This is a genomic window from Phocaeicola vulgatus ATCC 8482 (assembly GCF_000012825.1).
Lineage (GTDB): Bacteria > Bacteroidota > Bacteroidia > Bacteroidales > Bacteroidaceae > Phocaeicola > Phocaeicola vulgatus.
Window position 1 is genome coordinate 3,392,573 of record NC_009614.1, and the last position, 25,346, is coordinate 3,417,918.

20 protein-coding genes are annotated in these 25,346 nt (G+C 46.8%); 6 read left to right on the forward strand and 14 right to left on the reverse strand.

The window, feature by feature from the left end:
• Positions 1-121: 121 nt before the first annotated feature.
• On the reverse strand, positions 122-352 hold the full coding sequence (locus BVU_RS13440; protein WP_041174458.1) for a DUF4248 domain-containing protein: 231 nt from the start codon (positions 350-352) through the stop codon (positions 122-124).
• Between the two features lie 248 nt (positions 353-600).
• Between BVU_RS13440 and BVU_RS13445 the strand changes: the two genes are divergently transcribed.
• The 3 genes from BVU_RS13445 to BVU_RS13450 are packed head-to-tail and all read left to right on the forward strand — an operon-like array spanning position 601 to position 1,618.
• Positions 601-1,029 carry an HU family DNA-binding protein gene (locus BVU_RS13445; RefSeq protein WP_005848117.1) on the forward strand — a complete coding sequence of 143 codons (429 nt, stop codon included), beginning with the start codon at positions 601-603 and terminating at the stop codon, positions 1,027-1,029.
• A gap of 41 nt (positions 1,030-1,070) precedes the next feature.
• Positions 1,071-1,172 carry a smalltalk protein gene (locus BVU_RS22380; protein ID WP_005848116.1) on the forward strand — a complete coding sequence of 34 codons (102 nt, stop codon included), beginning with the start codon at positions 1,071-1,073 and terminating at the stop codon, positions 1,170-1,172.
• Entirely contained in the window at positions 1,169-1,618 is a 450-nt protein-coding gene (locus BVU_RS13450; protein WP_005848115.1) for an N-acetylmuramoyl-L-alanine amidase, read from the forward strand. Before BVU_RS22380 ends, BVU_RS13450 begins: the two co-directional genes overlap by 4 nt.
• Before the next feature lie 108 nt (positions 1,619-1,726).
• Here the strand turns inward: BVU_RS13450 and BVU_RS13455 are convergent, their stop codons facing one another.
• From BVU_RS13455 to BVU_RS13505, 11 genes are all read right to left on the reverse strand, one after another.
• Entirely contained in the window at positions 1,727-4,138 is a 2,412-nt protein-coding gene (locus tag BVU_RS13455) for a GumC family protein (protein WP_011965689.1), read from the reverse strand.
• An 8-nt stretch (positions 4,139-4,146) separates the two neighbouring features.
• A complete protein-coding gene (locus BVU_RS13460) occupies positions 4,147-4,938 on the reverse strand; it encodes a polysaccharide biosynthesis/export family protein (protein WP_005848112.1) in 792 nt (263 codons plus the stop codon).
• A gap of 49 nt (positions 4,939-4,987) precedes the next feature.
• A complete protein-coding gene (locus BVU_RS13465) occupies positions 4,988-6,391 on the reverse strand; it encodes an undecaprenyl-phosphate glucose phosphotransferase (protein WP_005848111.1) in 1,404 nt (467 codons plus the stop codon).
• Positions 6,392-6,821: 430 nt separating this feature from the next.
• Positions 6,822-7,763 carry a tyrosine-type recombinase/integrase gene (locus BVU_RS13470; RefSeq protein ID WP_005841347.1) on the reverse strand — a complete coding sequence of 314 codons (942 nt, stop codon included), beginning with the start codon at positions 7,761-7,763 and terminating at the stop codon, positions 6,822-6,824.
• An 83-nt stretch (positions 7,764-7,846) separates the two neighbouring features.
• On the reverse strand, positions 7,847-8,794 hold the full coding sequence (locus BVU_RS13475; protein ID WP_011965691.1) for a FimB/Mfa2 family fimbrial subunit: 948 nt from the start codon (positions 8,792-8,794) through the stop codon (positions 7,847-7,849).
• Between the two features lie 23 nt (positions 8,795-8,817).
• Positions 8,818-10,356, reverse strand: coding sequence for an Mfa1 family fimbria major subunit (locus tag BVU_RS13480; protein ID WP_011965692.1), 1,539 nt, complete (start codon positions 10,354-10,356; stop codon positions 8,818-8,820).
• 30 nt (positions 10,357-10,386) lie between these two features.
• Complete coding sequence (locus BVU_RS13485) at positions 10,387-11,796, reverse strand: DUF3868 domain-containing protein (protein ID WP_011965693.1); 1,410 nt, start codon at positions 11,794-11,796, stop codon at positions 10,387-10,389.
• Between the two features lie 6 nt (positions 11,797-11,802).
• Complete coding sequence (locus BVU_RS13490; RefSeq protein ID WP_011965694.1) at positions 11,803-12,375, reverse strand: DUF3575 domain-containing protein; 573 nt, start codon at positions 12,373-12,375, stop codon at positions 11,803-11,805.
• Between the two features lie 3 nt (positions 12,376-12,378).
• On the reverse strand, positions 12,379-13,473 hold the full coding sequence (locus tag BVU_RS13495) for a DUF3868 domain-containing protein (RefSeq protein ID WP_011965695.1): 1,095 nt from the start codon (positions 13,471-13,473) through the stop codon (positions 12,379-12,381).
• A gap of 28 nt (positions 13,474-13,501) precedes the next feature.
• The gene (locus BVU_RS13500) at positions 13,502-14,068 is read right to left on the reverse strand and encodes a DUF3575 domain-containing protein (protein WP_008782141.1); all 567 of its coding nucleotides are present in this window, start codon (positions 14,066-14,068) and stop codon (positions 13,502-13,504) included.
• Positions 14,069-14,414: 346 nt separating this feature from the next.
• Complete coding sequence (locus BVU_RS13505) at positions 14,415-15,344, reverse strand: tyrosine-type recombinase/integrase (protein WP_005848102.1); 930 nt, start codon at positions 15,342-15,344, stop codon at positions 14,415-14,417.
• Between the two features lie 204 nt (positions 15,345-15,548).
• On the opposite strand from BVU_RS13505, the gene BVU_RS13510 reads away from it, so the two are divergent.
• Positions 15,549-18,245 (forward strand): alpha-d-galacturonidase, encoded by a 2,697-nt coding sequence (locus BVU_RS13510; RefSeq protein ID WP_041174547.1) that lies wholly within the window; start codon positions 15,549-15,551, stop codon positions 18,243-18,245.
• A 5-nt stretch (positions 18,246-18,250) separates the two neighbouring features.
• On the opposite strand, the gene BVU_RS13515 is transcribed toward BVU_RS13510, so the two are convergent.
• Both BVU_RS13515 and BVU_RS22810 read right to left on the reverse strand, forming a co-directional pair.
• Entirely contained in the window at positions 18,251-18,865 is a 615-nt protein-coding gene (locus BVU_RS13515) for a nucleotidyl transferase AbiEii/AbiGii toxin family protein (protein ID WP_005848100.1), read from the reverse strand.
• Positions 18,820-19,134 (reverse strand): DUF6922 domain-containing protein, encoded by a 315-nt coding sequence (locus BVU_RS22810; RefSeq protein WP_005843758.1) that lies wholly within the window; start codon positions 19,132-19,134, stop codon positions 18,820-18,822. The genes BVU_RS13515 and BVU_RS22810 overlap by 46 nt, the downstream gene beginning before the upstream one ends.
• Before the next feature lie 171 nt (positions 19,135-19,305).
• Between BVU_RS22810 and BVU_RS13520 the strand changes: the two genes are divergently transcribed.
• On the forward strand, positions 19,306-23,586 hold the full coding sequence (locus BVU_RS13520; protein WP_011965699.1) for a beta-d-glucuronidase/beta-L-arabinofuranosidase: 4,281 nt from the start codon (positions 19,306-19,308) through the stop codon (positions 23,584-23,586).
• Between the two features lie 90 nt (positions 23,587-23,676).
• Positions 23,677-25,275: an aspartate:alanine exchanger family transporter gene (locus BVU_RS13525; RefSeq protein WP_005843762.1), complete on the forward strand. Its 1,599-nt coding sequence runs from the start codon at positions 23,677-23,679 to the stop codon at positions 25,273-25,275.
• Positions 25,276-25,346 lie beyond the last annotated feature (71 nt).

Genomic DNA, 25,346 nt, shown 5'->3' on the forward strand with positions numbered 1-25,346 from the left:
GTGAAAAAGGTCCTGTTGTTTTCAAAAAACAACAGGACCTTTCCGGTAAAACAACAGGGAATTTTAAAAAAACAACAAGGTCTTTCAATGTAGATAACAGGTTCTTTGGGAAGCGTATGTCCTAAGGTTCTCCCAGATGCCTCACTATGATTGCCACTTCATGCTTCAGAAAGCTGTGGCGGAATTTGTTGTAGCCCGCTTCGTTCAATTCTTCCTGTAGCTGCATGTTTCTCCGCATCCAGCGATACAGGGTTTGCAGGGCTGCCGCGGCAGTTCGCCCCGGGCTGTATAGTTCTGCCAGTTCCGCTTTGTCATACGCTCTGATAATGAATGCTTTTTCTTCTTGGTTCATGTTCTTTTATCGTTTTGATTATAGGGTAAAGATACGCAAAATGTCCTTGTTTTCCTACTCTCTCTGTAAGTTATTCTCGACATTTCCCGACAATCTCCTACGCTTCTCTACAAATGTCTACACGGGGCTTCCGGTTCATCGTATCTTTGTAGTGTAATCAAAAGTCAATCATAGCCGGCTTAGTGGTTAACGGTTGATTGCCAGTGTGTTTCTTAATTTGCAAGTTTTAATTTTTAATTTGAAAAAGTATGGGAAGAACAGTTTCTTATTCGGTGGTAAAGCGTAATAATCCGCTTGATCAGGATGCAGTGCCTAAGTTTTATGCACAAGCTCAGGCCAATGGCCATGTGGAGATTCGCGAAATGGCGGATCGTATTCAGAAAACCTGTACGGTGACGCGTGCGGATGTTATGGCTGTGCTTGTTGCCTTGGAGGATGTGATTATGGAGGCTCTGGAAGGGGGCGAGATCGTAAGGCTTGCCGATCTGGGCACTTTCCAGATAGGGCTGAGCGGAAGAGGTGCGGAAACGGAGGATACGTATGATGTGTCGATGATTAGAAAAGCGCGTATCAATTTCCGTCCGGGTATTGCGCTAAGCGGTATTCTGGCAGCACTGAAATATACGAAAGTGGATAAATTGCCGGTGAAAACGAAGGGGGAGCAAAAGCCTGCTTAAGTAGATGGCGGACAAGTGTTTAATTAAAAAAAAACTGTAGAATGAAAGGTAAATCTGTCTGGAGCACTATTTTGAAAGTGGTGATTGCAGTAGCTACGGCTATTGCGGGTGTAGTAGGAATCAGCTCGTGCATAGGGGGATGAGAGTGATTAATCTGATTGTTGTCCACTGTTCCGCCACAAAGGCGGACAGGGACTTTACCGAACAGGATTTGGAGGTGTGCCACCGCAGGCGTGGAATGAACGGACCCGGATATCATTTTTATATCCGCAAGAACGGGGATATAAAAACAACCCGTCCCATAGAGAAAATCGGGGCGCATGCGCGTGGGTATAATGCGCAGAGTATCGGGATATGCTATGAGGGGGGAATCAGTGAGCGGGGCAGGCCGGAGGATACGCGGACGGTGTGGCAGAAACATTCGTTGCGTGTACTGGTCAGGACGTTGCTGGTGGATTATCCCGGTTGCAAGGTTTGCGGTCATCGGGATTTAAGTCCGGATTTGAACGGAAATGGCGAGATAGAGCCTGAGGAATGGGTGAAACAGTGTCCCTGTTTTGATGTTTCGAAAGAAAAATATAGTAAATAATATTTATATATTGAAACGTAATAAGACTAATTCTCTTCTGAATTTGTTAAAATATTAACACATTGGAAAGAGAATTAGTCTTATGTTATTATGTAATTACTTTTGAAATTACTTTTTATTTACATTTTCAGTGCCATATCCATAGCCGTAACCGTATTTTTTACCGTATCCGTAATACTTGCCATACTTGCCGTATCCATAGTAATATCCGTACTTCTTTTTCTTCATGTCCAGTCCGTTGATAAGGGTACATAGGTTGGGCAGTTTTTTCTGTTCGCTCAGTTCGTTGATTAAAGTATAATCTGCCTTGTGGGTGTAGTCTGCCCGGCACACATAGATGCTGGCGTTGGCTACGCGCGAAATCAGCAGGGTATCGGTCACCATGCCGATGGGGGCGGTATCCAGAATGATATAGTCAAAATGCTTTTTCAGTATGTCGATAGCCTGAGACAAAGATTCACGTGCCACCAGTTCGGTCGGGTTGGGAGGAATAGGCCCTCCGGGCAGAATGGACAAGTTGGCATTGATGCGTGAAACTTGTACCAGCGACATCAGGTCGGTATGTTCCGGATTGGCGAGGAACTGGCTGATGCCTTGTTCCCTGTGTGATAAGTTGAAAGCTTTGTTCAGACTCGGCTTGCGGATGTCAAGCCCCACGATCACGATTTTCTTTCCTAATAAAGCCAGACTGACAGCCAGATTGGAAGCGATAAAGGTTTTGCCTTCTCCTGTGGTGGTGGAGGTAACCAATATGACTTTCTCGTCGCTCCTCATCATATAAAGTACATTGGTGCGTACATTACGGAAGGTTTCGGCCATCAGGTCGTTTTGGTTTTCGTGTACTACAATGCTTTCTTCTTTTCCTTTATCTTCCGACAGGGGTACATCGCCCACAATGGGAAGGGAGGTGATTTTTTCCACATCGGCGCGGCCCTCTATCTTGTATTTTAAGAGTTCGATGATATAGATGACAACTACCGGCAGGGCGATTCCCAGAATCAGTGCTACCAGATAAATCATCTTCCCTTTGGGAGATACGGGGATGGCATCTGCCAGTGCTTCGTCCACCATGCGGGCGTTGTTGGCGGTAGATGCCAGAGTGATGGCGTTTTCTTCACGCTTTTGCAGCAGCATCAGGTAAAGGCCGGCTTTGATTTCCTGCTGGCGCGAGATGCTGACCAGCTGGCGTTCCTGTCCCGGAGCATTGGTGATGCGTCCGGCATATTTGCCTGCCTGACGTTCCAGATCCGCCTGGGTGATGGCCAAACCTCTTTGTACGCTGTTGATGGTGGTCAGCACATTGCTGCGCATGGCGCGGATGCTGGCATCCAGATTGACTACCACCGGGTTGTTTTCCTGAGAGGAACGGAGCAGGCGCTTGCGTTCCAGCAGCATCTCGTTGTAGCGGTTGATCAGCTCGGCAAGACCGGTATCTGTCAGGCCCACATTGACCGGAAGTACTTCGTAGGCATGATCCGGATTGTTGGCATAGCCGGCCAGGAATTGTACCAGCCGGAGCTGGGTGCTGTTTTCAGCACGTTTCTTTTCGTATTCCGAGTTTTCACTCAATGCCAGTTGGGCGTCGCTTTTCAAGTCGGTGAGCCCGGCATCGCGCTTGAAGGTTTCCAGTTCCTGTTCCGTGGTTCCCAATTCGCCGTTGATGATTTTGATACGTTCATCAATAAATTCCGCGGTCTTGGTAGCCACTTCGTTTTTGTCATCGTTGGCATCCCGGTTGTAGACTTCCACCAGCTTGTTGATGAAATCCATGCCGCGCTGCGTATGCGTGCTCTTGACAGAGATCTGTGCGATAGTGGTGGATTTGGAAGTAGGCTCTATGCTCAATGCTCCCCGGTAAGCGTTTGCCACACTGCGGGGGGAAGAAACCGTAGCCATGATTTCCTGCGTGCTTTGGACGGTTGTAGAGTCTTTGGGGGTAAAGCTGAACGTGCCCGACGGGGTGGTCAGCAAGGCGGGCAGCTTGTCGAACTGCTTGTTGTATTCCTCTTCTCCTATCCGGAGTTTCACATTCAGCTTGTTGCCCGGCTGCAAGGTCAGGTGAAGACGCGCGGGGGCGGGCAGTTTCTGGGCTTCTTCGGGGGTAATCCATACTTTCACAGGGGAACTTTTGTAAAGTTCGATGTCATGGAAACTGCTCTTCGTGGCATAGCTGATGTAAAGATCCAGTTCTTCCACCACTTTTTTGATAAGCGTGCGCGATTGCAGGATTTCCACTTCATTGTCAAAGTTGTTGATGGAGGAATAGAAGCCCAGGTCTTCTAGGTCGCCCATGCCGCTGCTTGCTTTGCTGTTCTTGTCATTGTCCTTGATGATGACGGATGCCGAGATGTTGTACACCGATGGAGTGTAACACAAATAGAGCCAGGCTCCCGCCATGCACAGCAGGGTACATGCCAGAAACCAGGGCCAGTGGATGGCGTATTTGAAAAGAATCGCTTTGAAATCGGTCTTTTCTTCTTTTTCTTCCAGATAGAGGTCGTCGTATAAGTCTTCTTTCATAGTTCTGTTTATTTGGTTATGGTTACGATCAGGCTGGCCAGTGCAACCAGAGTTCCTACTACCGAGAACCAGATGGTGGTGCTGTTGCTGATACTTGCATTCTTGGCTTTGGTCTTATTGGGGGTGACATACACCACATCGTTTTGCTGGAGATAGTAGTAAGGAGATACGATGATGTCGGCATCGTTCAGGTTCAGCGGAATCACCCGGCGGTTGCCTTGCGCGTCTTCACGGATCAGTTTCACTTTGTTGCGTTGTCCGTATACGGTCATGTCTCCCGCCATGGCGAGCGCTTCCATGATATTTACTTTTTCATTGGTGATGGTGAATGTGCCGGGTTTGGCAACTTCTCCCATCACGGAGATTTTGTAGTTTGCCATGCGTACATTCACAATGGGGTTTTCCTTGATATAGGTTTTCAGTTTTTCCTTTATCATGTTTTCCGCCTGGCTTTTGGTGAGGCCGCCGATGTGCAGTGTGCCCAAGACCGGGAAATCAATGTTCCCGTTATTGTCTACCAGATACTGTTGCAGGGATGGTTGGCTGGTAAGGCTTTTGCTGTTTGCCGTGATGGGGGTGGCTACCGTCAGGTTAAAAGGAATGGCGGCATCGGGGTCACTGGTGTTTACCGTGATGGTCAGCAAATCTTTGGGCATGATGTGTGCATCATACAGGGGTGTTTGGACATTTGCCATGTTCAGGTACTCGGAACCTTGAAGGTAGGGTACCTTTTTGTAGGCGCTGCAACTGCATAGCAGCAGGGAAACCAGCGCGAATAGGGTCAACTTTAATCTTCTCATTTTTTTTGGCTCTCTGTTATTTAAAATTTTTCAGTTTTCAGGTCTTGTTTTAATAAGCTTGCTTGTCTTTGTGCAGCGCGTTTGCCACGGTTTTGTACATAATATAAAGGTCGAGCAGGAAAGACCAGTGCTCCATGTACCATATATCGGCTTTCACACGTCCTTCCATGTCTTCCAGTTCGCGGGTTTCGCCACGGAAACCGGTCACCTGCGCCCATCCCGTGATACCGGGCTTGATGAAATGGCGGACCATGTATTTATTGATTATCTTGGAATATTCTTCCGTGTGTTTCAACATGTGGGGGCGTGGCCCTACAATGGACATATCTCCCAGCAATACATTGATGAATTGCGGAAGTTCGTCAATATTGGTCCGGCGCATGAAATCGCCGAATTTGGTTTTCCTGGGATCGTTGAGGGTGGCCTGTAAGGTGTCCGATTCCTTGTTGACTTTCATGGAACGGAATTTATAGCACCAGAATTCTTTGTTGTTCAATCCGTTACGTTTCTGACGGAAGAATATGGGACCCGGAGAAGTGATTTTGATGGTCACTCCTACAATAAGGAATATAATGGGGAATAATGTGCATAAAAAGAGCAGTGAGAAGATTACATCGAATATGCGTTTCAACATTCTGTTCTCTATTTTCCCCAAGGGCTCCTTGCGGATGCTGAGGATGGGCACGCTGCCTATCATTTCAAAGTGCATGCGGTGGCGCAGGTAGTTGCGTACATTGGGCACGCTGTAGAAATGTATCAGGTTGTTCTCGCAATAGTTGATGACCGGCACGATCTGTTCGCTCAATGCCGAGGGCAGGCAGCAGTAAAGCTGGTTCACCTTGTGCTGTGCCAGGTAACTGATAACTTGCTCCGGTTTTCCCAGATAGGTACAACTGGCGGGGAATTTGGCATTGGGGGTGGTGTCGAAATAGCCCAGTACCCGGTAGCCGGTGGTAGCGTCGGAGCTCATTTCATGGTACAGCTCGGCTATATTTTCGGTGCTTCCCAAATAGAGGACGGTACGGAAATTTCCTCCATGGCTTCTGTATAGCTGTATGCAGAAACGGAAAAGCAGGCGATAGACAGTGATACAGAGGATGAGCAGAATGAAATAATAGATAAAAAAGCGTTTGGAATATATTTCAAGCTCGGATAATACCATCAGTCCGGTCGATAAAAAAGAGAAATAGAACACGTTGCGGAGTACCCGGAATACAATTTGGTCGGCACGGGCTCCCCGACGATGCAGTATGACACCTCCTGAAATAGTGCATGCAAAATAGCATACACTGAACAGAGTCAGAATTTGGGGTAAAGTGCCGCTACAGGTTCTTTCCCCAAACAACTCGTTCCATATTGAATTAAATGAGATGAAAAGTACATTCAGAATGACTAAATCTCCTAGAATGACTGCTAATTTTAGTACTTTGTTGAATCTCTGGACTTGTATCATAGGTAAAACTTTTTATATGTCAGATCTATATGATGTTTTTTTCAATAGGTTTCAACTATGTCGCTTTTTTTCTTTCTTCTGCTCTTCTGTTACTTTGTAAGTAACAGAATTTATTCGGGGACAAAAATAGACAATAAATTGATAACAAACAAGAAATGCCCCGCTTCTTTTCTAAAAATTAATAAAAAAGATTGTCTAATAGATAAAAAGTAATAATGAAATGAACATTTCTTAAATTAGATAAAAATGATGATAGACATCACGCTTCACACAATCAGCGCAATGCATTAAAATGTTATATTTCAGATATTTATATCTTATTCGTTGTAAAATAGCGAGATGTGAATTATATAATATGTTTATTGATGAATTTTCTGTTACTTACAAAGTAACAGAATTAAAATGCCATGATATTCAACGTTTTATCTATTTATGCTCTTTTCTTTCCATTTTTTGAAACGTATAGAATTATTGCATCATTAGCTTTCTTTATCTCTTCATATTTGAAGTTTTTCAAATATGTTTCTGTAACTTTCACTGACGAATGTCCAAAAGCCTCACAGATTAGTTGTTCAGAGAAATTACAATATTTGGCAAGGGTGGCCCAGGTATGGCGGGTAGTGTATGAACTGACCTTGGTTATCACTCCACATCGTCTTGCCAGTCTGCCCAGATTATAGTTCATGATCCGTAGCGCCTGCTGATACTCTATGTACAGCTCCTCTCCGGTTTTGGTTCCGCTCAGGATGGGGAAAAGATAGGGAGAGTTGCAGTCGGTATTCTGATATTGTCTGATCAGTTCCATTGCTGTTGGCGGAATATCCACTATCATTTGGCCGCCCGTTTTATGCCGGCGGTAAGAAAGTGTGTTACCTTTCAAGTCACTTTTGTGAAGAAAGGCCAGATCAACAAAAGGCATCCCGCGCAGCTGGAACATCAGGTTTGCCCAAACCCTGCACCGCACCAGGTCTTCCGGTAGTCTCTTCAGAGGAACTTCGTTCAGCAGCTTGTTTATCTCCTCCACTTCCAGCGCACGCTTGACATCGTTTTTCACTCCGGTATAGACGTGATTGAACAGGCGGGAGTTGCCGGTGGTTATTTTCTGGTCCACCGCTTTGTTGTAGGCGCCGCGCAGTGTCCGCATATAGGTGGAAACGGTGTTCCAGCTCAGCTGCTTGTCGCGCAGGTGGGTCTCAAATTCTTTCAGTGTGGCCCTGTTGAGCTGGTGGAAGTAAACAATCTTGCATCCGCAGAATTCGCAGAAAGCGTTCAAGGTACTTTGATAGACGTGTGCCGTGCCATAACGTTTCTCGTCTTTCAGCTCTTCAATCGTTTTGTTCATAAACTCGTTGAATTTTTTTTTATTTCTCATAAGGTTCCGTATTATAGATTTTACATAATAAGTAATTTTCATTACGGAATCGAATATAGACTGAAATGTTCAAAACAGAAAGATTATTTATCTAATTCTGCATCATTTATACGTATTATCCAGCCGTTTACTTGCATTTGTAAACATATGTAAGGTTTCTGCGGATCATTTGTCGGGCTCAGGAAAAATATCAGGTTATAGCGGTCTTGCCTGTCAAGATATTCTTGTGGAGGCATGTAGGTTGTTTCGACATTACGTGACAGAAGCAGGTAGGGTGTCAGCGGAATATCGAAAATCTCTTTTCCATCCGGTTGATGGATTAACCGTAGGCGGGTGTCGTCATTTTCCATCAGTCTCAATGTATTCATTCCGGCATGTACTACCTGTATGTCTTCCAAGTTGGCGCTTTCCTGCATGAAGGGGAGATAGCAGGTGGAAACGGAGTCTGTCGGAGTGTTCCGGTGATCCATGCATCCGTTGCGGGCTGTCAGCTCCAGACGGAAATCATCTGTATCCAGAGGGGCGGCCGACTGGCTTTGCAATATGCAGCTCAGAATATTCGTGTTTTTAGTAAGAGAGAGAGCCAAAACCTGATATTCGCCGCTGATATGCACGTTGTCCAGCCGCCCGTGGAATAGAGATGAAAGTTTTTCGGATTGTTCTCCCGCCTCATTGCGTAACAGTGTCAGTGAGGTGGGAGTGTGCCGGTAAAGTGAGTCCGCCAATCCTGCCCAGACCAGAAAGGTGTAATCTCCCTGAGGCAGGGAGGGGACTTGGATTGTACATTCATTTTGATGGAATGTAAGACTGTCTACTTCCTCCCGGACTATATAGTTGCCTTCCTGATCGAGAATAAATAGCGTGACATCTTTTACCTGAGTGGTCACGGCATCTACGTTCAGCATATTGTAGGTATAGGATAACTTTAGCCAACAGCCTGTGGGGCAATCGGATCGGTCATCGTCTACCCAGGAACATGCACTACAGAAAAGAGTACATAGGGCGAAGAGGATAGTAGCAGTTTTACTCATTGTTTTTCTATTTTGAGACTGTTTTATTCAAGGTCGGCATCTTGGTCACGGACAATCCACGGATATACTCCGAATTCTACGTCCAGGAATGCTTTGTTTTCATCCGGATCGGGTTTGGTGTCTGGGGTGCCGGGACCCAGGTTCTTGATGCTGGTGATGTTGACAGAGTAGATGTTGTTACGTACAATACCGAACTCCATGACGCCCATGACGGTGGGGTTGTTGTTGTCAAGATGTTTGATCCAGTAGTTGTAGAAAGTGGAGAAATTGCCTCCGTTCTTGGTGAAACGGGTAATCTGCTTGGCTGCCAGTTCTGCATCACTGGATTCTTCTGTCAAACCATCAATATTGGCATCGCCATATTTGCCTACAGCTGCCAGTGTGGTGTAGAACTTATAGTTGAAATAATACAGTGTGTTGAATACAAGCGGGTCTTCTACCGGATTACCGTTGTTACCGATGGTCTGTGAAGCTTCGGGGGTAAATGTACCTTTCAGCATGATACCGGTGGTGTACACCGTGTTCTGTGCCGGACGGAACATACAGTTTTCAAGACAGTACATGGAAACGTACTTTCCTGCATCGGCCAGGCCCGACCAGTTGCTGTCTGTCTGTTTTGACAGGTGGTTGGTGTAGAATGAACCGCCTGTGAAATTGGTAGTGGCTCCTGCTACGGTCTTGTCGAAGAAATAGGGGTCGATAAGGTAACCGTTGTTGTCGGCGATGTTACCGAAGTTTCCTGCTTCCACGCTGTAAGACGACGGAGCTGACGGAGTCTCAGGAGCGTTATCCAGTGTAGCGACATGGCGGAAGGTGTAGAACTTGTTTGCCAGGTTGATGAATTTGTAGTTGTTCAGACGGACTGTGGCGTAAGTCACTCCGGCAGGGTTCTTCAGCGTGTAGATTTCCTTGCTGTCATTTCTGACCATCAGTTTGGCAACGGCACGTTCCAGATTGATTCTGACCTGTGTTTTGGTGTCGCTTTCTTCGGGAGACTCCACGGTGATGTTCATATTGGCAGAGCCGCGGTTGGACATGATGAAACCGCTTCCGGGTACGCTGGTTATCATGCCGTTTCCATAGGTGGAGGCATCAATCTGTCCCAATAATGTGGATTCCTGACCTATTTCGAAGGTCTGTGAACCGTTGGCTACGGCAAGGATGTCATAGTTGCCCGGTTTTACTGTGATTTCCTTGTTGCAAGGATAAACAATGGTTTGTCCTTCTTTGCTGCTCTCTCCGCTGGAAGTGCCTGCACCCAGATCGCTTTGAGTTACATTGATGGTAGTAACCAGATTCTTGCTGGAAGAGTCAAACAGATAGAGGGTTACATTGCTCACCTTGTATTCTTCGGCGGTTCCGTCTTCGTAAACTCCGGAGTCTTCGGCGGAAGCGGCACGGCTGCCGTTGGAAGAGTTGGGAACTAGAAATGAAATCTCCATGTTTCCTCCTCTGGCTCCGGTAGCCGGATTGTCTCCGTTTCCTGAGGGAACATCTGCATCATTGATACATCCTGTCATTGCAGCTGCAAGAGCGAAGGATAATAATAATTTTTTGTTCATAATGTAAAAATGTTTTAGTTAAAAATGTGATTAGTAAATCTCATGTAATATCTTCAGGTTTTCACCTGCTTGGGGCAGTCCTGCTTCTTCCGCTTTGCGCAGCAGGTTCTCCGCTTCGGTATAGTTCCCGCTCAGCATTTGCATGATGCCTTGCAAAAGGGTCTTTTCGGGAGTCTCACCGGCTTTGTCCAGATAGAGTGAGGCGCCTTTGGTATCTCCCTGCGAGAGCAGGATGCAGGCTGCATTGAGATTGGCAACGGGGTGTTCCGGATTAAGCAGAACGGCCGTCATGAAAATCTTATTGTATTCCGGACTGCCGGCAGGATAGGTCCGGGCTATGCGGAACATCTCTTCAATACTCAGATTCTTGGGATTGCTTTGGAATACCTGCTTGGCCTGCTCTACCGTAAACGGACGTACCACATAGTGGATGGTGTAGTCTGAATGGCGGAGGCCGGGGAACCAATGTTGCAGGATGAAACGGAACTCTTCGGGATAACGTTTCCGTATTTTCCGTTCTTTCCCGTCGGGGCTGCTTTTGCTTTCTGCAATATGTAGCAGTTCCTCGCGATGGGTGATAACGGTGTCGGTCAGCAACTTGACAAATCCGTCCCAGTCTTCGGGGGTGTAATGGGTGGTGAACAATGTATCGTTGAAAGCATATTGGCTGCATACATAGTCCTTCAAGGTCCGGGTCCGTTCCCGCGCCAGACGCTCGTTGTTGGAGTAGGGGCCTTCGGGAGAGGCGTATCCATGGATGTCAATATGCGAAATGACTACATTGGTATCGTTTTTTATCAGGTCGATACTGCGCTTTATCTTTGCCAGTTCGGCCGGATTGTTTCTGTATTCGGGATAGATGGTTGTTTCGTTGAGCGGGAAGTCCAGATAGGCACGTCCGCTTTCTTCGCGCACTTTCCTTTCTTCCATCTGCGGAGTGATGAACGCTACGTGCGGATGGATATCGGGAAGGATGTTCAGGCGGGTCAGATAGGTGGAGTCTGTATGGCGGGGAACTCCGCATCCGCATTCTTTTTCGATGAGATGCAAGGAGGCATGCTTCATCCAATGGGTGAAGGGGATGCTGCGCAAGTAGTGTACGCTTTGTTTGCGGTCATTGCGGCGGCGTAACTCTTCATAGTCTTTTTCCTGTCTGCCGGTTTCACGCTGGAAGAAAATATGCTGTTTACGACCGTTCACATAGATGGCGGGAAGCTGGATGAAGTTGTCCAGGCTGTCGCTGAGCCGGGGAATCAGTATGACTGATTCGTTGGAGGGAATCTGCCTGGTAATGTCTACTTGCATGGACACTACCAGACTTTCTCCCATCCGGTAGAGCCGGGAGGAGGCGATGTAAATCGAACTGTCCCGTTCTGCCGGTTGCGCCGATGAGCAAAGCGCAGGAAAAATAAATGATATAAAATAGAATAAGTATTTCATGGCTCTTTAGTTAAATATGTAAACTATACTCAGAGATGCTTTGGAAGGGCCGAAATAGTGATAATGGCCTTTTTCCAGTAGCTCGGCACACACGTCGGGGCATTTATATTTCTTATAGTCGATATATTCATACCCTACACCGACGGAAACTTCTATATTCCAGTGGCGGTTGAGCATGATGTGATATCCGTAGCTTATGCCTCCACCTGTCAGCCAGCCTGCATACCGGTGCTCTTTCAGCCAGGGGAAGAGTCCGAAAGGCATCTTTTTCCCTCCTACGTTGAACTGCGCTCCGTTGAGATAGGCTCCCCAAAAACTGCCGTTGAATTTCTGGCAAGTCCAGTAGCGGTATTCAGGTTGTATGAGCCAATATTTGTTGACATATCCTTCCGTGCGTTTCCACGGGCGTATGCTGCCGGACAAATCGAATGTGGATTTGGGGCCGAAGGCATATTCCACACCGGCATTCAGCGCACCGTTGGCGGCGGAAAGCAGGTTGCTTTTGACAGCCATTTTCTGTGCGGAAACGGAAAGGGCGCTGCCGAGCAGAAGACAAGAAAGGACATACCGGGTTTTCATGTTTTATTGTATATTGGTTTGGTTGGATTCAAAGAATATTTTCAGGTTATAGGTGGCTTCTTCCGAGCCTTCGGCTTTGGCGGCTTTCAGCAGGCGGATGCCTTCGTAGGTGTTGTTGCACAACAGTTCGTAGGCTCCACGGCAGTTCTTGTAGGCAAGCGTTTCATGGGAAGCCATTTGCAGATAGCGGCCGGCTGCCTGTGTGTTGCCCCGTTCGATGGCGGCGGCAGCGGCGTTGAGGTTGGCAACGGGGCTTGCCGGATATATCTTGACACTGATGTCTATGATTTTGTAGAACTGTTCCGGAGTGTTCTTGTAGCTGATGGCCACGGTGTAAAGCTCGCGTAACGAAAGCATCTGCGGATTGATTTCGGCTATGACACGCGCTTCGTCCAGACTGAAGTTCAGCTCTTTCTGGTTGCGTTCATCGGTGGCATCGCTTTCGGGAGATACATAGCTTCCCTTGAAATACGGTTTGGCAGAGGGTGCGGGCGGAACAGGGGAAACAGAATGGTGTTCCGGAACAACGGGAGCAGAGGGGGAGGAGGCTGCCATAGGAGTCTCCCGGTTCCTGTCCCGTTGGGGAACGAAATGATCTGTTGCTGTTGCTATATGGGGTGCTGTGTCCGGAATGGGGATATTTTCGCTTTGTACTTTCTCTCCGCTGCCGTTGATGACTTCCTTCTTGAGGTTCAGGGTGGCGAACTGTATCCAGTCGGCTGCCGGAAGGGAAGCACGGTAGTGGATAGTCTGATCGCTGTCTGTCAGGAGGATAGCGGTAAATACGGGAGTTACATCTGCCTTGCCTTTTCGTTTGTTGAGCGCCAGGGTGCGGCGGTATAGCCGGTGTGCACGTTCTCCGTTCAGCAGGATTTGAGGGAGTTCTGCCGTGCGGGTTCCGTCTGTGAGGACAGGAGTGAGGCGGATATGGCTTTTGGTGTCCATTTGGGGAACATTGAGAGTCATTTTCATGAACACTGTGGCAGAGTCCTGTCCGAGAGTAACGGAGGGAGGCAGGATATCGAGTTTCAGGTTTTGTGCAGTGGCAAAGGTGCCGCATAATAAAAGACTGAATAGTATGTTTGTCTTGAGTTTCATGACTGATAGGGTATATTTGCTTTTATATTTATTGAATGAAATAAATGAATGATATGCCTAGCTGGGTAGGTCCGACATAGTTGGAGTGGGATTTCTCAATGAGTGCGTCTCCTTTGGCGGGACCGTATTTATCATAGGTGAGATGGGCGTATCCGACAGATATGCTTGCTTCAAGGCTCCAGAATGTGCTGAGCAGCCATTGGTGTCCATAGGTAACGCCGCAACCTATCAGATTACCCTGATAACGGTTGTTCTTGACCGTGGTGAAAGGAGTGGTTCCACCGAAATTGTATTGGGCGAAATGGGCTTGCACCCCGAAAAAACTTCCTATGAATGTTTCATTGAGCCACCAACGGTATTCGGGCTGGATCAGAATGTGCTTCATTTTTTTGTTTTCTCCCAGATTCCAGGGATTATAGTTGACACTCAGATTGAATGAATGGGTGTCATCACACCTTATTTCTCCTCCCAGGTTGAGAGTGCCGGTAAGGTCATAAAGAACATTGCTTTTTACAGCGATACTTTGAGCCGGGGCTATACGCGGAGTCATAACTGCCAGCATGATTGCTATTATAAATAAGTAAGAATGTCGCATTGTCAATATTTTTATTTTGTTTTTTTTCTGTTACTTTAGAAGTAACGGAAGGGGAGGAGGGAGGCGAAAAAACATGAAAACAGCAGTAAGATAAAGATTTAGTGGCTGTTAGAGAAGATAAAAGACCGGAAATGTGGCTTCACTCATATTGACAATCGGAGTATGGGTAGGGAGAGGTATATGCGGAATAAAAAAAATTTTAAAATAAAAACGAAAAAAAAGTGTAGAAATCTTGCATTGTATTTAAAGTTTGTATACTTTTGCTTCCAAAATCTGTTCCGTTACTTCTAAAGTAACAGTCTTGTAATTTGTTGTTTTATAATGTAATGTGAAGTTTTAAAATTGATTATATAGAAATATTAATGTGATTAATTATTACTTTATTTGCTCTGTCTAATTCATCGTTTTTAAAGCTTTTCAAGTAGGTTTCGGTCACCTTTGTGGAGGAGTGCCCCAGGGCATCACAAATCAATTGTTCCGAAAAGTGACAGTATTTAGCCAAAGTGGCCCAAGTGTGGCGGCTGGTGTAGGAACTGACGTTGAGTTTGATTCCGCAGTATACCGCCAGTTGTTTCAGGTCATAGTTCAGTTTCCGCAAGGCATGTTGGTATTCTGCATACTCTTCTTCGCTTTTCCGGTTTCCACTGAGAATGGGAAGCAGGTAGGGGGAGGCGGAGTCTGTATTTTGATACCGTTTGATAAGGTTCATGGCAGCGGGAGGAATCTCGACGGTGAGCAGGGCTCCTGTTTTGTGGCGGCGGTAGGAGATAACGGAATCTTGCAGGTCTGTTTTGCGCAGGTGTGCCAGATCCACAAAGGGCATTCCGCGTAACAGGAACATCAGGGTAATCCATGCCCGGCTCTCTTTCATGCTTTGCGGCAGGGGGCGTGGAAGGGAGGCACTTAATAATTTGCTCATGTCTTTGGCATCGAGGGCACGTTTGGTATTGGCTTTTACGCCGGTATATACGTGACGGAAAAGACGGGGCTTTTCTTCCGCCAGACCATCGTCCACGGCTTTGTTGTAGATGCTTCGCAAGGTACGCATATAAGTGGAGACAGTGTTCCAGGTACATCCCTTGTTGCGCAGGTGGTTCTCAAATTGTTTCAGGCGTGAACGTTCCATCTGGTTGAACCGGATGGCATCGGTCTTGCAGAAGAGCATGAAGGCGTTCAGGGTGCTTTGGTAGATGTGGGCGGTACTGAAACGCTCTTCTTCTTTTAGCGACCGGATAAGTTGTTTCATAAATAGGGTCAGGTTAGATTTCTTTTTCATTGTTTTTTTCGTTTTGAATGTTAGGTAATTCTGTTCCACAATACATTTCCTTTTAAAAGTTGGGTTTGCCCCCGTTTGTTCATCAGCTTTTTTTCTTTTTGTGATAGCTTGTGCTTTTTCTTCGCTTTTTGACGATTGGCGGAGGTCTTGTGAGTACGTCTTGTTGTTTTTTTCGTCTAACTGTAAATAATTTATATGAAAAGAATGAAAAATATCAGGCTAGGAACACTTGTCGCATGTATGTGCGTGTTATGGGGGTGCGAGAAACCCAATGTGAATATTGTGATGCCGCAGGAGGCGTCGAACCGGGTGCTGTTTGCAGGAGAACATTTGAAGAAAGCGCTGGAAGATGCGGGGTATTCGTCTGTTATGTTGTCGGATACTGCCGGTGTGGATAAAGATGAGGTATGCATCCGTCTGGAACAGGCTACTGATACAGCCGGACTGAAAAAGGAGGGGTTTACCATTTCTACCCGTGGAAACATGACTACGGTGACAGGAAACGACGGAAGCGGTGTGATTTACGGCTGTCGGGAATTGATAGATCATGTAGGGCAATACAAGGATTTGAAGTTTCCGGCACAGCTGACGGATGCTCCGGAAATGGTGCTTCGCGGAGGTTGTGTAGGGATTCAGAAAATGGAATACCTGCCTGGAAGAGGGGTGTATGAGTATCCTTATACGCCGGAGAGCTTCCCTTGGTTTTATGACAAGGAGCAATGGATAAAGTATCTGGATATGCTGGTGGAGAACCGCATGAATTCCTTGTATCTGTGGAACGGGCATCCGTTTGCTTCCTTGGTGAAGCTGGAAGAGTATCCTTTTGCCGTAGAGGTGGATGAGGAAACTTTCAAGAAAAATGAGGAAATGTTCTCGTTCCTGACTGCTGAAGCGGACAAACGCGGTATCTTTGTGATCCAGATGTTTTATAATATATTGTTAAGCAAGCCTTTTGCCGAGCATTACGGATTGAAAACACAGGATCGTAACCGTCCCATTACTCCGCTGATCAGTGATTATACACGTAAGTCGGTGGCCGCGTTTATAGAAAAATATCCCAATGTAGGTCTGCTGGTATGCTTGGGGGAAGCGATGGATACCTACGAGGATGATGTGGAATGGTTCACCAAAACCATTATTCCGGGAGTGAAGGACGGACTGAACGCATTGGGACGTACGGACGAACCGCCCATTTTGCTGCGTGCGCACGATACGGACTGCAAGATGGTGATGGATGCGGCACTGCCGTTATACAAGAACCTCTATACCATGCATAAATACAATGGTGAGTCACTGACTACTTACGAACCGCGCGGACCTTGGTCCAAGATACACTCGGACTTGAGTGCCTTGGGAAGTATTCATATCAGTAATGTGCATATTCTGGCAAACTTGGAACCGTGGCGTTGGGGATCTCCCGACTTTGTACAGAAGGCGGTGAATGCCATGCACAATGTACATGGAGCCAATGCCCTGCATCTGTATCCGCAGGCTTCTTATTGGGACTGGCCGTACACGGCGGACAAACTGGCGGATGGCAAACGGGAGTATCAGCTGGACCGTGACTGGATATGGTACAAGACGTGGGGACGCTATGCATGGAACTGTCATCGGGACCGTTCATCCGAAGTGGAATATTGGGACAAGCAGTTGGGCGATTTTTATGGTACGACTCCTGCCGAAGCCGGAGATATTCTGGAGGCATACGAGCAGAGTGGAGAGATTGCTCCGAAGTTGCTCCGTCGTTTCGGCATCACGGAAGGGAACCGGCAGACTTTGTTGCTGGGTATGTTTATGAGTCAGTTGGTGAATCCTTATAAATATACCATTTATCCGGGATTTTATGAGAGTTGCGGGCCGGAGGGCGAGAAGCTGATAGAATATGTGGAGAAGGAATGGAAAAAACAGCCGCATGTGGGCGAATTGCCGCTGGATATTGTGGCGCAGGTGGTGGAACACGGTGACAAGGCGGTGGCGGCCATTGACAAGGCTGCCGCAGCGGTGACTCGTAATAAAGAGGAGTTCGGACGTTTGCGGAATGACATGCATTGCTATCGTGAATTTGCTTATGCCTTTAACCTGAAAGTGAAAGCTGCTCAGCGTGTCTTGAACTACCAGTGGGGAAAGGAACTGAATGAACTGGATGCCGCTATTCCATTGATGGAACAAAGTCTGGATCATTACCGCAAGCTGGTGGCATTGACGGATAGTACTTATTATTATGCCAACAGTATGCAGACCGCGCAACGCCGTATTCCTATCGGTGGTGACGGTGGCAAGAACAAGACCTGGAAAGAGATGCTGGTGCATTATGAAAATGAGCTGGCTAATTTCAAGGCGAACTTGCAGTTGCTGAAAGATAGGGCGGCAGGTAAGGTGACGGAAAGTGCAGCTGAGATAAAACCTTTGTCCGCCGCAAATGTGAAGATCCTGAACGGACTGGCTCCGGTGAAACTGGCGACGGGGGCAAGCCTGTTCTCCAATGTACCGGGCAAGGTGGATGCGCTGGCCGCCGAGCTGGAAGGGCTGACTGCTTATAGAATGAACGGGGATGTGCAGCGCAAGGAAGGTACGACAATAGAGTTTGAAGCGGCTGCTCCGGTGAGTTTGTTGGTAGGTTATTTCCGTGATGACCAGAAGAAGTATGCGAAAGCCCCGAAACTGGAAACGGACGCTTCTGCCAATGATTACGGTCAGGCGGAACCGAAACTGACCAATGCCATACGCATAGCGGGTATGCCGCTGGCGAATGTACATGCTTATCATTTTGAGGCCGGAAAGCATACCTTGTTGCTGCCGAAAGGATATACGATGGTGCTGGGATTTACGGACGCGCAGGTAACTCCGCGTAATGCGGGACTGGCCGGTGCGGAGGAAACGATGGACTGGATGTTCTATTAAAAAGATTATAGGGATAGGGTAGCCACTTTGTCTATGATAAAGCTTTTTATCCTATCCCAATCTATTGCAACAAGCATTTCGGGCATGAATTGTTCTTCAGCATCTTCAAAATAAGTTAAACTCATCAAAGCGCGGAATTGGGAATTATCGGGATATTTATCAGCATAGAATTTTAGAATGTTTTCCAGTGAATAGTGTTGCAGTAGGAAATAAATATCTATAAAGTCTTTTTTGGTTCCCCGTCCCTCTATTGCATTTATTTTCATTGCTGCAATATCTCTGGGGGAGGCTAGTCTTATACCATTTTCTTCAATAGCAGGATCCAGCCAATTATATCTGTAATTGACAAAATCTATTTTAATATCATCAAGTATGTATATCTTGATGTTTTTAGACTCTTTGATAACAGATAATTTCCCTATGTTGATCAGTACTTCTTTTATAGTTTCATTATCTTCCTCTATATTCCCGAAAAAATCTAAATCAATTGAAATACGATGGCCGTATTGAAGTGCTAAAGCTGTTCCACCTACTAATCTGGCTTTTGAAAGAAATTCTTCATTGGTCAGCTTTTTTAGCAATTCCAAAGTGTGGGAGTTGACTGTTTGATATGATAACATCTGTATTGTTCTTTAGAGGTGTTTGAAATACAGCAAATATAAGACAATGCTTTTTTGTCCAATGTGCGTAATGATTGGCAAATAGAAACGATTCTATCCAATCCATAATATGATAATATAAGTTGCCAGTCTTTTAAATTGCCATATTCCAGTACACGTTGGATAATTTGTGCCGGGCAGGTATCTAAATTAACTTTATTTACGTCCATATCCCAAAATAAATGTCGGGATAATAGAGAAATATATTCTTTTTGTGACATTACATTCATAATAACTTTAATTTTTTGTTGGTTTCTTGCTCTAATATTTCATAACCAATTTCTTTTTGACAAAAATAGCTGTTTTGCTTCGGAATATCAAATATTACGGCTTAATTTTGTATGCTCAATCCTAGTACATTTTACTTTCTTATCCGTCTTGCTTGTATATAAAAGGTGATTATGAAAAAGATCTTAATATTAGCATTTTCTTTGTTCACGTTGGGAACATACGCCCAACGTGAAGTTCCGCAATCGCGCATGGAGCAGATTTATGAGGAAGCCAAGACTCCTTATAAATATGGGCTGGCTGTAGCTCCTGCCGACAACAAGCATAAAATAGACTGCCCTACCGTGTTCCGCGAAGGGGATAAGTGGTATATGACCTACGTGGTTTATAATGGTAAGAGCGGACTGGACGGGCGTGGATACGAGACATGGATAGCCGAAAGTGATAATCTGTTGGAATGGCGTACATTGGGACGTGTCTTGTCTTATCGTGACGGATTCTGGGATTGCAACCAGCGTGGTGGTTTCCCTGCATTGCCGGATATGGAGTGGGGAGGAAGCTATGCCCTGCAGACGTATAAAGGCAAGCATTGGATGACTTATCTGGGTGGGGAAGGGACCGGATATGAATCGGTGAACAAGCCGCTGTATATCGGTTTGGCCTGGACAGACCGGCCTTTGGGTTCCGCCCATGAGTGGCAGGCACAGGACAAGCCTGTGATGAGTATCCATGATAAAGACGCGCAATGGTGGGAAAAACTGACCCAGTACAAAAGTGTGGTCTATTGGGATAAGGAGAAAACACTGGGCGCTCCTTTCGTCATGTTCTATAACGCGGCAGGACGGCATCCGGAAACGGATTTGAAAGCGGAACGGGTGGGTATCGCCTTGTCAAAGGATATGAAGAAGTGGAAACGATATCCGGGCAATCCGGTCTTTGCACACGAAGCGGACGGAACCATCACGGGGGATGCGCATATCCAGAAAATGGGCGATGTGTATGTCATGTTCTACTTCTCGGCTTTTGAACCGAGCCGCAAATACAAGGCATTCAATACATTTGCTGCCAGTTATGACTTGGTGCACTGGACCGATTGGAAAGGAGCGGATTTGATTATCCCTTCCAAAGACTATGATGAATTGTTCGCTCATAAAAGTTATGTGGTGAAACACAATGGGGTGGTGTATCATTTTTATTGTGCCGTGAATGACGCGGAACAACGTGGTATAGCCATTGCTACCAGCAAGCCGATGGGACGTTCGCAAGTGCATTTCCCGGAACGGGAGGTGAAGAACCGCCGGATGGTGATGGAACTGGATAAAGGATGGAAAACATGGCTTTGTGATAAAAGTGCATACGGGCATACGGACAATGCCCCTACAGTGGTAGATATTCCTCATAACTGGGACGATTATTACGGTTACCGCCAACTGACTCATGGCAATCTTCACGGTACTGCCATGTACGAAAAGATATTCATGCTGGATAATTCTCAATTTCCAATTTCCGATTCTTCATTCGGAAAACGTTATTTCCTTCGTTTTGAGGGAGTGGGAACGTATGCCACTGTTACATTGAATGGAAAGGATTTCGGCCGTCATCCCGTAGGACGTACTACGTTGACGCTGGATGTGACGGAGGCGTTGAAGCCGGGAGAGAACAGACTGGTGGTGAAAGCGGAGCATCCTGAAATGATAGCCGATATGCCTTGGGTATGCGGTGGTTGTTCTTCGGAATGGGGATTCAGTGAAGGTTCCCAGCCTTTGGGCATTTTCCGTCCCGTGGTGCTGGAGGCTACGGATGAAATACGCATCGAACCTTTCGGAGTGCATATCTGGAATGATGATAAGGCGGGAACTGTCTTTGTAGAAACGGAGGTGAAAAATTACGGGAAGACTGCCGAAACGGTGGAAGTGGTTAATAAATTCAGTAATGCGGATGGCAAGCAGGTGTTCCGCCTGACGGAGAAGGTGACTTTGCAGCCGGGTGAAAGGAAAGTGGTGAAGCAACAATCGCCGGTGCAGAATCCTGTCTTATGGAGTACGGAGAATCCTTATTTGTATAAACTGGCCAGTATGATAAAGCGTGGCAAGAGTACGACGGATGAGATTAGTACGCCCTTTGGTATCCGTACCGTCAGTTGGCCGGTGAAACGGAAGGATGGTGACGGACGGTTCTATCTGAACGGACAGCCTGTCTTTATCAATGGGGTATGTGAATATGAACACCAGTTCGGACAAAGCCATGCTTTCAGCCGTGAACAGGTGGCAGCCCGTGTGAAACAGATCCGTGCGGCGGGCTTCAACGCTTTCCGTGACGCTCACCAGTCCCATCACCTGGATTATCAGAAATATTGGGATAAGGAAGGTATGTTGTGGTGGACTCAGTTCTCGGCCCACGTGTGGTATGATACTCCGGAATTTCGTGAGAATTTCAAAAACTTACTTCGCCAATGGGTGAAGGAACGCCGCAACTCGCCTAGTGTGGTGATGTGGGGATTGCAGAACGAAAGCACGCTGCCTAAGGAGTTTGCCGAGGAGTGTAGTGAGATTATCCGTGAAATGGATCCTACGGCGCGTACCATGCGTGTGATTACTACGTGTAACGGTGGTGATGGAACAGATTGGAATGTTATTCAGAACTGGAGTGGAACCTATGGTGGTGATGTGAATAAGTATGGCCGTGAATTGTCACAGAAGAATCAGTTGTTGAACGGTGAATATGGGGCATGGCGCAGCATCGGACTGCATACGGAACCGGCAGCTTTTGATGCGAACGGCGTATGGAGCGAGGAACGTATGTGCCGGCTGATGGAAACCAAGATCCGATTGGCGGAACAGGCAAAGGACAGTGTGTGCGGACAATTCCAATGGATATTCAGCAGTCATGATAATCCGGGACGCCGCCAGCCGGATGAAGCGTATCGCCGGATAGATAAGGTGGGACCGTTTAATTATAAAGGACTGGTTACTCCGTGGGAAGAACCGCTGGATGTATATTATATGTATCGTGCCAACTATGTGCCGGCTTCCGAAGATCCGATGGTCTATCTGGCATCCCACACGTGGGAAGACCGTTTTGCAACAGGCCGCAGACGGGCTACCATTGAGGCGTACAGTAATTGTGACAGTGTGTTGCTGTACAATGATGCGGTGGATGCTGAATACTTGGGACGGAAACTGAATCATGGGGTAGGTACTCATTTTATGTGGGAGAACCGCGACATCCGTTACAATGTGATTCGTGCCGTGGGATACTTTAAAGGAAAACCGGCAGCGGAAGATGTATTGGTGCTGGACGGTTTGGAAAAAGCGCCTCATTTTGAGGCTCTTTACCGTGGTTCTGTTATAGTGCCTGTTGCTGCCGACCGGTTGAACGGAACTGATTTGTTGAAAGGAGCTGAGGGATATACGTATCTTTATCGTTTGAATTGCGGGGGAGATACTTATACGGATACGTATGGTCAGGTCTGGGCGCAGGATAACAGCCGTTATTCTCATTCGTGGGCGGAATCGTTTATCCATCCGTCGGACAGTGTGCAGTTATTGAGCCCTTATCAGGCGAGCCAGCGTACCACGAATGATCCCATTCATGGCACTAGGGATTGGGAGCTGTTCCAGACTTTCCGTTTCGGACGCCATAAACTGAATTTCCGCTTTCCCGTTCCGGATGGCGAGTATCGTGTGGAACTTTATTTTACAGAGCCCTGGCATGGTACGGGAGGCGGCGTACAGACGGATTGTGAAGGCTTGCGTATTTTTGATGTAGCGGTAAATGATAAAGTGCTTCTGAATGACTTGGATGTATGGGCTGAAGCGGGGCATGACGGTGCTTGCAAAAAGGTGGTGAATGCTGTTGTGAAAGGTGGGGTCTTGAAGATTGATTTTCCGGAGGTGAAAGCGGGGCAAGCTCTGATTTGTGGCATTGCGATAGCTTCGGCCGCTTCTGTGGAGCCTGTTGCTAATCAAGGGGCTGATGACCGGAATGTAAGTTTCAGCTGGGCTGCCCAAGATCAGGATGTGATGGAAAAGACTCCCAAAGAATTATTGCCTGAAGATAAAAATGCCCGTGCCAATGTGACTTATCAAGCCGAGGACGCTATGTTGAAAGGCAAGTTTATAAAGAAAGAGGTCAAGAAACAAACCGGTGTCTTCTTTGGTAAAGGTGAGAAAAGCAGTATTACCTGGAATATCTCTACCGGTCTGGCACAGGTCTATGCCCTTCGTTTTAAATACATGAACGCTACGGGGAAGCCTATGAAGGTGCGTATGCAGTTCATCGACTCCAAAGGGGTGGTACTGAAGGAGGATCATCTGACTTTTGCCGAAACTCCCGGAAAGTGGCGTATGCTGAGTACAACGACGGGTACGTATATCAATGCCGGCTATTATAAGGTGGTGCTTTCCGCTCCGGATATGGAGGGGCTGGCACTGGATGCGCTGGATGTGCAATAGGAGGAATGGTTTCTGCAAATAGTAAGGGGAAAGTTTCAGCATTTGGCATTTTTACATATCTTTGTGCTCTGAAACTAACCTCTTAAAAATATGTTAATTGATTTACTGCATTCTTCTTATTTCTCGCTCTTCCTTATTGTAGCGTTGGGTTTTATGCTAGGGAGGATTAAGATAAAGGGTTTGTCGCTGGATGTGTCGGCCGTTATCTTCATTGCCTTGCTTTTCGGACATTTCGGTGTGATCATTCCTAAAGAATTGGGGAACTTCGGTCTGGTGCTTTTTATCTTTACCATCGGTATTCAGGCCGGTCCCGGATTTTTCGATTCTTTCAGAAGTAAAGGAAAGACACTGATTCTTATCACTATGCTTATTATTTGCTCTGCCTGTCTGACGGCGGTAGGACTGAAGTATGCTTTTGACATTGATACGCCTAGTGTGGTGGGATTGATAGCAGGGGCATTGACCAGTACGCCCGGTCTGGCGGTAGCTATAGACAGTACAAATTCACCGTTGGCTTCCATTGCATACGGTATTGCTTACCCGTTTGGAGTGATAGGGGTGATTTTGTTTGTGAAGCTGTTACCCAAGATTATGCGGGTGGATCTGGATAAAGAAGCGCGCAGGTTGGAACTGGAACGGCGCAGCGGTTTTCCGGAACTGACAACTTGCATTTTCAGAGTAACCAATCAAGCGGTATTCGGACGTACTTTGGCGCAAATAAATGCGCGTGCCATGACGGGGGCCGTCATTTCACGGGTAAAGCATGAGGATTCTATATTGATGCCTAAAGCGAATACCATGTTGCTGGAAGGGGACTATGTGCAGGCGGTGGGAAGTGAGGAAGCGCTGAATCAGTTTGCCGTATTGGTTGGAGAACGGGAGGAAGGTGAATTGCCTCTGGATCAGACACAGGAGATTGAATCTTTATTGCTGACAAAGAAAGATATGATAAACAAGCAATTGGGGGATCTGAATTTACAACGTAACTTTGGTTGTACGGTAACCCGTATCCGTCGAAGCGGCATAGACTTGTCACCTTCTCCGGATTTGGCCTTGAAATTCGGTGATAAGCTGATGGTGGTCGGTGAACGGGAAGGACTCAGAGGCGTTGCCCGTTTGTTGGGGAATAATGCCAAACAGTTGTCTGATACTGATTTCTTCCCGATAGCTATGGGGATTGTATTAGGTGTATTGTTCGGCAAAATAAATATTTCATTTTCAGACAGCGTTTCCTTTTCACCCGGATTGACCGGAGGAGTGCTGATGGTGGCATTGCTGCTGAGTGCCGTGGGAAAGACAGGACCTATATTGTGGTCTATGTCCGGTCCTGCCAATCAGTTGTTACGTCAGTTGGGCTTATTGCTGTTTTTGGCTGAGGTCGGTACTTCTGCCGGTAAGAATCTGGTGGCTACTTTTCAGGAGAGCGGATTGTTATTGTTCGGAGTGGGGGCGGCCATTACTGTCGTGCCTATGCTGGTTGCCGTTGTGGTTGGCAGGTTGGTCTTTAAAATCAGTTTGTTGGATTTGCTGGGCACCATCACCGGTGGTATGACCAGTACGCCCGGTCTTGCGGCAGCCGATTCCATGGTAGATAGTAATATTCCGAGTGTTGCATATGCTACGGTGTATCCGATTGCAATGGTGTTCCTTATTTTGTTTATACAAGTGATCGCTTCGGCGGTTTATTGATATATCAAACAGCCAGGTGGGTATGTGCCAAAGGTAGTAAATACTTTTGGCACATTTTTTATTTGGATGAA